The sequence below is a fragment of the Blautia sp. OM06-15AC genome (assembly GCF_003481425.1).
In the GTDB taxonomy this organism is placed as follows: Bacteria; Bacillota; Clostridia; order Lachnospirales; family Lachnospiraceae; genus Fusicatenibacter; species Fusicatenibacter saccharivorans.
On the sequence record NZ_QULD01000002.1, the window covers coordinates 196,292 to 208,472 of the forward strand.

At 43.2% G+C, this 12,181-nt stretch carries 7 protein-coding genes; 6 read left to right on the forward strand and 1 reads right to left on the reverse strand.

Annotated elements, in window-relative coordinates; all coding sequences use genetic code 11:
• Nucleotides 1–83: 83 nt before the first annotated feature.
• From DXB83_RS04540 to DXB83_RS04560, 5 genes are all read left to right on the forward strand, one after another.
• Nucleotides 84–1,757 (forward strand): extracellular solute-binding protein, encoded by a 1,674-nt coding sequence (locus DXB83_RS04540; protein WP_118601262.1) that lies wholly within the window; start codon nt 84–86, stop codon nt 1,755–1,757.
• An 84-nt stretch (nt 1,758–1,841) separates the two neighbouring features.
• A complete protein-coding gene (locus tag DXB83_RS04545) occupies nt 1,842–4,739 on the forward strand; it encodes a glycosyl hydrolase 115 family protein (RefSeq protein WP_118601261.1) in 2,898 nt (965 codons plus the stop codon).
• 3 nt (nt 4,740–4,742) lie between these two features.
• Nucleotides 4,743–5,888 carry a glycosyl hydrolase family 8 gene (locus DXB83_RS04550; RefSeq protein ID WP_118601260.1) on the forward strand — a complete coding sequence of 382 codons (1,146 nt, stop codon included), beginning with the start codon at nt 4,743–4,745 and terminating at the stop codon, nt 5,886–5,888.
• A 119-nt stretch (nt 5,889–6,007) separates the two neighbouring features.
• Entirely contained in the window at nt 6,008–7,744 is a 1,737-nt protein-coding gene (locus tag DXB83_RS04555) for an SGNH/GDSL hydrolase family protein (protein WP_118601259.1), read from the forward strand.
• An 11-nt stretch (nt 7,745–7,755) separates the two neighbouring features.
• Complete coding sequence (locus DXB83_RS04560) at nt 7,756–9,321, forward strand: glycoside hydrolase family 43 protein (protein WP_118697311.1); 1,566 nt, start codon at nt 7,756–7,758, stop codon at nt 9,319–9,321.
• Here the strand turns inward: DXB83_RS04560 and DXB83_RS04565 are convergent.
• Nucleotides 9,318–10,199, reverse strand: a complete 882-nt coding sequence (locus DXB83_RS04565; RefSeq protein WP_118601257.1) for a helix-turn-helix transcriptional regulator — start codon at nt 10,197–10,199, stop codon at nt 9,318–9,320. The two genes, DXB83_RS04560 and DXB83_RS04565, sit on opposite strands and share 4 nt — an antisense overlap.
• 211 nt (nt 10,200–10,410) lie before the next feature.
• Here DXB83_RS04565 and DXB83_RS04570 point away from each other — a divergent pair, with 211 nt between their 5' ends.
• Nucleotides 10,411–12,168, forward strand: coding sequence for a sensor histidine kinase (locus DXB83_RS04570; protein ID WP_118697312.1), 1,758 nt, complete (start codon nt 10,411–10,413; stop codon nt 12,166–12,168).
• The last annotated feature ends 13 nt before the right edge of the window (nt 12,169–12,181 follow it).

The window sequence follows — 12,181 nt, forward strand, 5'->3', positions numbered from 1 at the left end:
GTGTTATTTTTAGCAAGTATTATTGCAGAATATCAGGTGCTTATTATAACAAATAGAAAGAGGAAATGAGACAGGGGAAAAGAATGAAGAAAAAAACAACAATATTATTACTGGCAGGGAGTCTGATGATAGCTGGAATAGCTGCTCTCCTGTACCAGAGCCAGAACAGCAGAAATCAGATCCGTCATTATACGGCCTTTTTTTCAACAACAGGGGAAGAGATCACTTCGGATAATGATATGAAAAAGAAGATCGCTGAACAGATCGGAGCCGATTGTGAAGAAACATGGCTGAAAGGACAGACAAAGGATAATGCACTGAATGCTTATATTGCAGCCGGCGAGTATCCGGATTTTATTTCCGGCGAAAGTAAATTATATGATGCAGGAGCACTGATTCCCATTGACGAATACTGGGACAATTATCCCAATATAAAAAATTATCTGACAGAGGAACAGTGGGACCTGTTTCGGCAGGCAGACGGACATATCTACTGGATTCCACAATTCGGAGTTTCACAGGGACAGGACACGGAAGTAATCCACAGCGGAGAAGCTTTCTGGATTCAGACAAGAGTTTTGAAATGGGCAGACTATCCGGAAATCACGACGGTGGATGAATATTTTGATCTTCTGGAACGGTATCAGGAAGCAAATCCCTGCCTGGAAAATGGAACACCGAATATTCCGTTTGCTATTTTATGCGATGACTGGAGATACTTTTGTCTGGAGAATGTTCCTCAATTTCTGGATGGATATCCGAATGATGGGAGCTGCATCGTAGATCCAGATACACTGCAGGTCATTGACTATAATACAACACCGACAGCCAAAAGATACTATCAGAAATTAAATGAAGAATACAAAAAAGGAATGATCAGCCCGGAAACATTTCTGGATACTTATGAAGAATATCTGGACAAACTATCCACAGGTGCTGTTCTTGGCATGGTAGATCAAAGATGGCAGTTTTATTATGCCATACAGACAGCGTATGATTCCGGAAATCTGCGCAGTTATGGATGTGATTATGTGCCACTTCCGATAACAATAGACAAAAAAGTAAAGAATCAGTGGCATACGGCAAGATCAGCAGAGCTGGATACCGCGTCAGGACTTTCTATTACCATTTCCTGTGAAGACCCGGAAGGGGCAATGCAGTTTGTAAATAACCTCCTTGATCCGGAGATTACGAAATTACGTTTCTGGGGAGAAGAAAATCTGGATTATTCGATAGACGAAAACGGAATATTTTATCTGAATGAGGAGCAGGGCGTAAGGGTAAATGATCAGAAACTGAAAAAGACGCATTTTTGTACATATTCCTATTTTCCAAGGAGTGAAGGAATGCTGTCAGATGGAATCAATGCATTTTCGCCGGAAAATCAACCGGCAGAATTCTGGAAAAGCCAGCCCTGGGATATACAGGAATGTTTTGAGGCGTATGGAGTAACAAACTATGTAGATATGCTTGGGAGAAATGATGCGCCGGGAGTGTGGTATCCCATGTATTCGTATACCAATTCACTGACATCAAATACACAGGCAGGACAGACACTGGAACGGATGGATGAAGTAAAACACCGGTGGCTTCCGCAGGTGATTCTGGCACAGAATTTTGAAGAAACATGGAATTCCTATATGGAAGCATACAACGCATGCGATCCACAGAGCTATTTTGAGGATTTACAGAAAGAGCTCAATCAACGAATGAACAAAAAGAATAGCAATTTTTGCATATTGAATGACAAGAACTAAATAGTCCGAAGGCCCCTATTTGTTTACAATGGTGATAACCAGTAAACAGATGGGGGCTTTTTATAAAATACGGGAGGGAATCCTATGAGAATTTGTCTGGAGCAAAGTGCCTTTCCGGGCGTAATCAGAGTTACGGAAAAGGTAGCACACGATGTGGAACTTGTATCGGGAAAGAAACCGCAGATTCTGGTAGAAAAAGAGATACCGGAAACACTGGAAAGCAGCGGGGAGGACTGGACGATCATTGCCGCGACGAAAGGAAAAAGCAGCTTCCTGAAAAAGCTGGAAGAAGCCGGGAGTGCGGAATTAAAAGAGCTGGAACAAAAGAGAGAATGCTATGCATGGATTTTTCCTGAAATAAAAAACAGGACAAAATCGAACCTTCTTGTAATTGCCGGGAGCGACAAAAGAGGAACGATTTATGGCCTTTTTCATTTATCGGAAATGCTGGGAGTCTCACCGTTTGTCGACTGGTGCGGACTGATGCCGCCAAAGCAGGAAAAGATAGAACTGAGGGAAGACATGGCCTGTATCAGCAAAGAGCCATCCGTCAGATACCGGGGATTTTTTATTAATGATGAATGGCCGGCATTTGGAAACTGGTGCAATCATAATTTTGGCGGCTTTAATGCAAAAGCTTATGATCATGTATTTGAACTTTTACTCAGATTAAAAGGAAATTATCTCTGGCCGGCTATGTGGAGCGCAAGATTTGCAGATGATGGACCGGGTCTCTTAAACGCAGAGCTTGCAGATGAATACGGAATTATTATGGGAATGTCACATCATGAGCCGTGCTTAAGGCAGGGGGAAGAATACAAATATCTTAGGGGAAAGAATTCTGTTTACGGAGATGCCTGGAATTTCAGAACAAACAGAGAGGGGATTACAAAATTCTGGGAAGATGGACTGAAAAGAAGCGGAAAGTTTGAAAATGTGATCACCGTCGGCATGCGTGGAGAAGCGGATACTGCGATCATGGGAAAGAATGCAACACTGGAAGATAATATTCAATTGCTGCGGGATGTACTGAAAACGCAGAAAAAACTGATTCAGGAACATGTCAATCCTGATCTGACCAGGGTTCCGCGTATGATAGCCTTATACAAAGAAGTAGAAGAATTTTTCTATGGAGATGAAAAAACAAAGGGACTGATGGGAGCAGAGGAGTTAGAGGATGTGATTCTGATGCTCTGTGATGATAACTATGGAAATCTCCGGACACTTCCAACAGAAGAGATGCGAAAACACGCAGGCGGCTATGGTATGTATTATCATCTGGACTACCACGGATGGCCGGTTTCCTATGAGTGGATCAACAGTTCTTATCTGCCGAAAATCTGGGAGCAGATGAGTATGGCATACGATTTTGGTGTGCGGGAACTCTGGATGGTAAATGTCGGAGACATCGCCACACAGGAATTTCCACTGAGCTTTTTTCTGGACATGGCGTATGACTTTGATCGCTGGGGAAGCAGGGCGCTTAACTGCACGCAGGAGTACACCAGAAAGTGGGTGAGACAGCAATTCGGTTCTGTGGAAGAAGAGACACAGGACACTATTGCAGACATTTTAGAGCAGTACACAAAAATCATCCACAGAAGAAGGCCGGAAGCACTGAACCCGGAGACGTATCATCCGGTGCAGGAAAAGGAAAGCAGCAGGATCTTCGAAGAAGCAGAGCAGCTTTTGAAAAAACTGCAGGACGTATATGAAACAATTGAAAAAACGAATCCGCAGAATCTGTCCGCATTTATCGCGCTTGTATATTATCCGGCATTTGGGACAATGAATCTTGTGAAGATGCAGATTCTTGCAGGCTGGAATCATTATTATGCTAATCTTGGTGCGGTCTGTGCCAATGATTATGTGGATGAAGTGGAAAGATGCATGGAACAGGATCGAAAAGCTGTGGAAATGTATCATCAGATGGATCAGGGAAGATGGTATGGAATGGGAATGTCACAGCATATTGGATTTACACACTGGAATGAAGATGAATGCAGGAATCCAGTCGTTATGCGGGTCATACCATTAAAGAAAAGATCCATCCTTGTGGCAGCAGACGGCACGGCGCAGCATGCGGAAGGAAGCCCGTGGCTGGATAACACGATGAAATTAAAGGATTTCTTAAATCCGGACTGTACCAGAGCATCCGTCACCCTATATAGCCGGAGTGATTTAAAGGCAGAGTACAAAGTTCTGAAAAAACCGGGCTGGCTGTCTGTGGAGCCGATGGAAGGATGGCTGGATGGCGTGAGCCAGAAGAAAGTGCGGCTGAATCTTACCTTGATAAAACAGAGATTACCGGAAACGAACCAGGATACTATTCAGGATTCGCTCGAGATTGCAACACCGGAAGGAAAATGTGAGATTACAGTGCCGGTTTATACAGGAAATCTACAGGATAAGAAAAATGTATTTGTGGATACAATGGGGTATCTCAGCATCGAAGCGGCACATTATGTAAATTCTGTTCCTGGAAATTACAAAGACAGACAGGTAAAATTTGAAAATCTGCAGGGATATGGAAAGACGAATTCAGCGATGAAGGCATTTCCATCCGATGCCTGCACAGTTCCGGGACAGGATGCGCCGTATCTGGAGTATCAATTTGTTTTGGAAGAAAGCGGAACATATGAAGCAGAATTCTATATGCAGCCATCCAATCCGGTTACCAGAGAGAATCAACTTCTTTATGCGGTCAGGATAAATGAAGAGATGACAGAAACCGTAAACGCAGTGGAGAAAGATTATCAGGTCGGTGATCAGGCAGAGAAATGGGCAGAAGGTGTTCTGAGTCAGATTCGAAGACAAACAGTTTCGATAAAATGCAGAGCAGGGTTCAATACACTTCGGGTCTATCATGTGACACCCGGCTTCGTTCTCGAAAAAATCGTGATTTATCCGATGGGGGAAAAGCCGGAAGAAAGTTATCTTGGACCGGCAGAAACGTATCACGGCAGACAGGAGGAAAAATAAAATATGGCAGGAGCATATGAAACAGGAGTATACCGCAATATTTTTAAAGAGTGTGGATATTCCGAAGAGGAAATTGAAAAAAGAGTGAAAGAAACATTTGAAACAATCTTTTATGGGAGTGAAGAAGAGCGTTTCTATCATGAAGCAGGTGCGGACATGGGATACATGGAGGACACCGGAAATCATGATGTCAGAACGGAGGGCATGTCATATGGAATGATGGTGTGCGTCCAGATGAACCGGAAAAAAGAATTTGACCGTTTATGGAAATGGGTACGGACGTATATGTATATCGAGGATGGTCCGGGAAAAAATTATTTTGCCTGGTCGTGTGCTGTCGATGGTACAAGAAACGCGGACGGACCGGCACCGGATGGAGAAGAATATTTTGCAATGGCGCTCTTTTTTGCTTCAAAGAGATGGGGAGATGGAGAAGGCATTTTCGATTACAGCAGCGAGGCAAGAGCAATTTTACGGGAATGTGTCCATAAGGGAGAGCCAGGGCATCCAGGAGAGCCGATGTGGAATCCGGAAAATCATCTGATCAAATTTGTTACCTCTTTTGAGTTCAGTGATCCATCCTATCATCTGCCGCACTTTTATGAGCTGTTTGCGTTGTGGGCAGATCCCTGCGATCATGAATTCTGGAAAAAGGCAGCGGACGCAAGCCGAAAATATCTTCACACGGCATGTCACTTCCGAACCGGATTATCTGCGGAATATGCAGATTATGACGGAACACCGCATGCACAGCATCAGGAGATTTTCGGCCGTCATGACTGGTACTACAGCGATGCGTATCGTACGATTGCCAATATCGGAATGGATCATCTCTGGTTTGACGCGGATCCCTGGCAGACGGAAAATGCCAATAAGCTGCAGCAATTTTACTGTGAAGAACAGGCGGAACACTGGGATGGGGTATTTCTGACTGACGGCACCAGGCTGGAAGAAAAAGCACTTCATCCGACGGCAATTATTGCGGTAAATGCACAGGCCTCACTTGCCGCAGACGGACCGTATGCAGAGAAATGTGTAAGACGTTTCTGGAATACACCGCTTCGGACAGGCGAGAGACGGTATTATGATAATTTTCTGTATCTTTTTGCAATGCTTGCTTTGTCAGGAAATTACCGGATCTATCGGTAATAAAATCATATATTTTGCAGGAAGGTTTCCTATAGTTTCTCCCGGTGTACAGCACCTGGAGTTCTGTTACAATGGAGTTATCTTGAGTTAACATAGGAAAAGCAGGAGGAATAATAAGGATGGAAGGACCGAAGGCGCCAAGAGATCCGGAAAAAATGAGACCCTATTTTTATATTTTAAAGGACAAAGAAATTTTTGGATCAAAACAGGAAGATGGAACCGGAATCCAGTTCGTGTATGAGAGTGACGGAAGACTGATCAACAGTGCACAGATTGCCGGAAATATCACAGATCAGGAGGAACTGGCCTTACTGGAGAACGTAGAAGGATTTCGAAAACTGGTACACAGCATCGGAATCTCTGTGGAACTGGATGATCCCAGAGAGTCTGTTGAATTTGTGTTTCAGATGTATGGAAAAAAGGATCTCTATGGAGGGGGAACGAATCTGAAAACCAAACTGCCCGGAGATGGAATGGAGAGAAAAATAGATCTGTCCGATTATACATGGACAGAAGATGATGATATTCCGGGGCAGATAAAATTTATCTTTCAGATACCGGAATTGCTGGGAAAAGCAAGTGTAAGACTTTATTTAAATGATGGATATGATGCACCGAAAGAAACCGCAGAAGAAAAAATAGATGTCCGTTCGGAAGAATACAGGGAAATGATACAAAGATCTCTGATGAATTTCGGAAATACCTGCCGGATACAGAGAGTAATTGAAAAAGCCAGAGACGGAAAAGAAGTTACGCTTGCATATATCGGCGGATCTATCACGCAGGGGGCGGGAGCAATTCCGATCCATACAAAATGTTACGCCTATCAGTCCTGCAAATTATTTCAGAAGCGCTTTGCAGCACAGGATAATGTCAGATTGATAAAAGCAGGAGTGGGAGGCACCCCTTCGGAACTGGGAATGATCCGTTTTGACAGAGATGTTCTGCGCAGAGAGGAACAGCCGGATCTTGTAGTGATCGAATTTGCTGTTAATGATGAAGGGGATGAAACAAAGGGGGACTGCTATGAAAGCCTTGTACGTAAAGTGCTGAATCTTCCCTGGAAGCCTGCTGTAGTGCTTCTGTTTTCTGTTTTTGCAAATGACTGGAATCTTCAGGAACGCCTGAAACCGGTGGGATACCGCTATGATCTTCCGATGGTCAGTATACGGGATGCCGTAAGCCCGCAGTTTCAGATGCCAAAAGGACGGGGACGGGTTCTGACAAAAAATCAGTTTTTTTATGATATGTTTCATCCAAACAATATGGGGCACACGATTATGGCGGACTGTCTGCAGTATTTGTTTGAACAATGCGATCTCAGGAATCAATGTGGGGTTGAAACACTGGAAAGACAGATGAAGGCGGAAGAACGACTGAAAGAATGCATGAGCGAGCCACCCGCAATCGGAAAGAGTTTTGAAACAGTTCGTCTGCTGGATCGAAAAGATGGATACAGAGGAGCCGAAATTGATGAAGGTGGATTTACAGCCGTGGACAGGGAACTGCAGAGTGTCGAAATGGATGCAGAACTTACACCTGTGCCGCAGTTCCCGTATAACTGGATGTATGATGGCACCAATTCCGATAAAAACTATTTCGAAATGACGATAACCTGCAGAAGTCTGCTTCTTGTTTTTAAAGATTCCGGTGAAATTTATACGGGAAAAGCAGAGATTTCCGTAGATGGAGGATACTGTATGACAGCGGATCCGCATATCAATAACTGGCTGCATTGCAATGCGGTCATTCTTTTCCAGGAGGAAGAGAGTAAGAAACATATCGTGAGAATTACAATACCAGAAGAAGACAGGAATAAACAGTTTACGATTCTTGGATTCGGGTATGTACAGTAAAGGAGAAAGTTATGGTAACGGCAAATAATCCAATTTTATCCGGTTTTTATCCGGATCCGTCGATTTGCAGGGCGGGGGATGATTACTATATTGTAAATTCAAGTTTTGTTTATGCCCCGGGAGTTCCGATTTTTCACAGCAGAGATCTGGCACACTGGGAACAGATCGGAAATATTCTGAACCGGAAGGAGCAGCTTCCAGTAGAGGGAAGTGAAATCTCAAGAGGTATTTTTGCACCGACGATTCGTTATCATGAAGGATTATTTTATATGATAACAACAAATGTAAGCTACGGTGGAAATTTTATCGTTACAGCGAAAAATCCGGAAGGCCCGTGGTCAGATCCATATTACCTTGGTGAAGAAGCAGCAGGAATTGATCCAAGCCTGTTTTTTGATGAAGATGGAAAGTGCTATTACTGCGGAACAAGACCAAACCCGGAAGGTGTGCGATATAATGGGGACTGGGAAATCTGGGTACAGGAACTTGATCTGAACACCATGAAACTGACAGGAGAAAGCATGGCAATCTGGAAAGGTGCGGTAAAAGACTGCATCTGGCCGGAAGGGCCGCATATTTACAAAATCGGAGAATATTATTACCTGATGCATGCAGAGGGCGGTACAGGTCCGGAACACAGTATCTCAGTTGCCAGAAGCAGAAAACTGTTTCAGTGGTTTGAAGGATGCCCGAGGAACCCCATTTTTACACATCGCAATCTGGGAATGGATTATCCGGTGATTTATGCAGGCCATGGAGATCTTGTAGATGATGGACATGGAAACTGGTATGTAGTAATGCTTGCTTCACGGCCGTGCAGAAAACACAGCAGTATGGGCAGAGAGACATTTCTTGCTAAAGTGATATGGGAAAATGGATGGCCGGTCATTGCGCCTGGAGTGGGACATCTGGAAGAACAGGTGGAAATCCCAATGGAAGAATATCGCTTTGCACAGGAAGTTACAAAATGTGATCAGATTCATTTCTGGGATAAAGAGTTGGATCAGAGACTGATTGGAATTGGCGGGTGTGATGAAACCATTTATTCGCTGAAAGAAAAAGAGGGAATGCTGCGGTTGTATCCCCGAAAAGAAAGTATTGCAGAAGCAGCCTATTGCTCCTATCTTGGATTACGGCAGAAAAGCTATCGCTTTGAAGCGGAAACAGGAGTTTTCTTTGTGCCGGAAAACGAGAAGGAAACGGCAGGTCTGGTTCTTTACCAGAATCATGAGAATCATCTGAGGATGGAAATCGCAAAAAAGCAGGAACAGAAAGTTTTTCGTGTTGTAACGTGTATCAAAGGAACAGAAACGAAAGCAGCAGAAGTTTTACTGCCAGGAGAGACGGAACAACTGCTGAAAATACGCCTGCAATGCCATGATCAGACGGCAAAAGTATGGATTGCGTCAGAAAATGGCTGGGAATGTGCGGCAGAGGAAATCAGTCTTCTTCCGTACACAACAGAAGAGGCAGGTGGTTTTGTCGGATGTACCATCGGCATGTATGCTTCTTCTAATGGAATGGAAAGCAAAAACCATGCAGACTTTGCATGGTTTACCTGTAGCAGCAGGAATTAGGGATTTTTCTGCAATTTTTCCGGATAAATATACATATCGCGGAATTCCGTAGGCGTACATTGTTTGACAGAACGGAAGACGCGAAGAAAGGTGGAAAGACTGGAGAAACCAGACTGAAGTGCTGCTTCCGTGACAGGAATATCGGGATCGGATAAGAGCAGCATGGCATGATCAATTCTTTTGCGATTAAGGTATTTGTAATAGGTGGTATTTGTAAACTGCTTAAACAGTCTGGTAAAGTGGTATTTGCTGAAGCCTGCTGTTTTTGCAACCTGGTCAAGGGAAAGATCTTCCGTGCAGTGTTCATCAATATAATTGCAGATGGAAAGAAAACGATCCAGATATTCTTTCTGCTTTTGCGGTCCGGCATCAAAACGGCAGGATGCAAAGGCCTGGTATCTGCCGATCAGAGAAAGAATATCAAGCATGCGCGCATAGATAACAGCTTCCGAAAGAAAGGAATCCTCTTCATATTCCGAAAGAATCTGGCAGATAAGATGATAAATATCGGAATAGATGTCAGGAGCGGTCTGAGGAGTAAGAGTGAGAACCGGGGAAATCAGCGCGAGGATGGAATTGAGATCGCGGATTTTTGACACAACCGACCATTCAATCTGCAGAATAATTCGTTTTCCGTTTTCCGGTGCCACAAGAGAGTGAAGGATCCCAGGGCAGATGAAAATAATGTCGCCCTCCTGAAGAAGAACAGGTTTATCCCCGAGGAAAACCGTATAAGTCCCTTCCAGAGGCATAATGATTTCCATGGGAGTATGCCAGTGAATGGGATAGTCCTCGCAGTCTGTGTTTACAAAAAGCCGCAGACTGCTGTTCTCTTTATACGTTACGGTTTCGTGAATCCCGTCTAAATGTTCAATCATAATATTGCCTCCGGAGGACTGCTGTAAATTTGATATTATCATAATACAGTAAAACAGAGATCACAAGAGAAAAAATTGAAAGAAGAGAACTGAAAACAGAATTCCAATCTAAATCTGGATATGATAAGATAACTGTGTGAAAGATGACATTGGAAAATCCAGAAGGGAGCAGGCAGTGTCTGCTCCCTGATTCACGTGAGAGGTTCTGAGAATGAAAGAGTTGCTTCAAAAAATTGAAAAACGGATGGATGACTTTACGGTCAAAAAGAAATTATACATTTTATATATTTTTTGCGTACTGCTTCCGCTGATCATTACGGACAGCGTGGTTTTTTTAATCATAAGAAATTCCGAGATGGAAAAGCAGAAACATGATATGACCAACATTGCAAATGCGGTAAGCTACAACATCAGCAGCGTGGTAAATAATGCAGGAGAAATGGCAAAAACGATCTATACCAGCAGATATATTGATGATTTTCTATCCAGAAAATATGATACCTCTGCTCAGTATATCATGGAATACCAGGAGTTTTTCAAGGATACTTTGTTAGAAAATCTGCTGGGAATGAATCAGATTGTATTTACGATGTATACGAACAATGACACCATTGTGAAGGGAGGAAAAGTAGGTAATATAGAGGATCTGAAAGAAACGCAGGCGTATCAGAAACTGAACCAGAGTGGGGAAACAAAAGGTTTTTTCTTTGTCTATGACAAAAACAGATCCGGAACGGCAGAGGAACGCAAGGTGGTATTTCTTCAAAAACTCGATTTTTTTTCAGGAGATCAGGAAAAAATGCTGCAGTTGGAATTTGACTATGGGAACACGATGCGTACGCTTCAGAAAATGAATTTTGACAACGAAGTTTTGATCTGTGAGGAGAATCAGATTGTACTTTCCAATACGAAACATGGAAGCACAGGTTCAGACTTTGAAGAACTGGATGATAAAATAAAGAAGGGATATCATCAGACGGTCAATCTGTATGGTACGGAACTTGAGGTGTATGTCAGACGTACGGGGGAGAACGCGATTGCGAATATTGCTCATAATTTACCGAGTATTCTGCTTCTGATCCTGATTAATGCGATTCTGCCATTCTTTTTTGTACATATCCTGAATCATTCGTTCACAAAACGTATTACGGAGCTGAATGAAGTGTTTAAAAGCGTGGATTCCGAACAGCTTGTACCGATGCGTCATGAAGGCGGAAAAGATGAAATCGGAAGTATGGTTCGAAGCTACAATCGAATGGCGGCCAGGACAAATGAGCTGATTCAGACAGTTTATAAAAACAAACTCGTAGAGCAGGAGATGCTTGTCAGCCGCAAAAATGCAGAACTTCTTGCCCTTCACAGCCAGATTAATCCTCATTTTCTGTTTAATGCACTTGAGAGCATCCGCATGCACAGCATTTTGAAAAATGAGAATGAAACAGCGGATATGGTTGAAAAACTGGCTGTCATGCAAAGACAGTATGTCGAATGGGGCGAGGACTCTGTGACGATTGAACAGGAAGTGGAATTTGTAAAGGCGTATCTGGCACTCCAGAAATATCGTTTCGGAGAAAGACTGAGTTATCAGATTGAGATTGATGAAGAATGCAGAAAAAGAAAGGTTCCAAAACTTACGCTGGTAACATTCGTAGAAAATGCATGTGTGCATGGAATTGAAAGTAAAGCGTCTCCAGGCTGGATTTTTGTAAGAGTATATGAACAAAACGAGCTGATCTGCATGGAAATAGAAGATACTGGGAACGGAATGGAAGAAGGCAAAAGGCAGGAACTTCTGGAAAACATGAGAAACGCAGACATTGAGATGCTGAAAAAGAAAGGAAGGGTAGGAATTGTCAATGCATGTTTAAGATTGAAAATGGTATCGGAAAATAAAGTGAAGATCGATCTGGATGGAGAAGAAGGGGTGGGTACACTGATAACAATCTGGATGCCCCTGGAGTATATGTAGTGTAGAGCAGGGA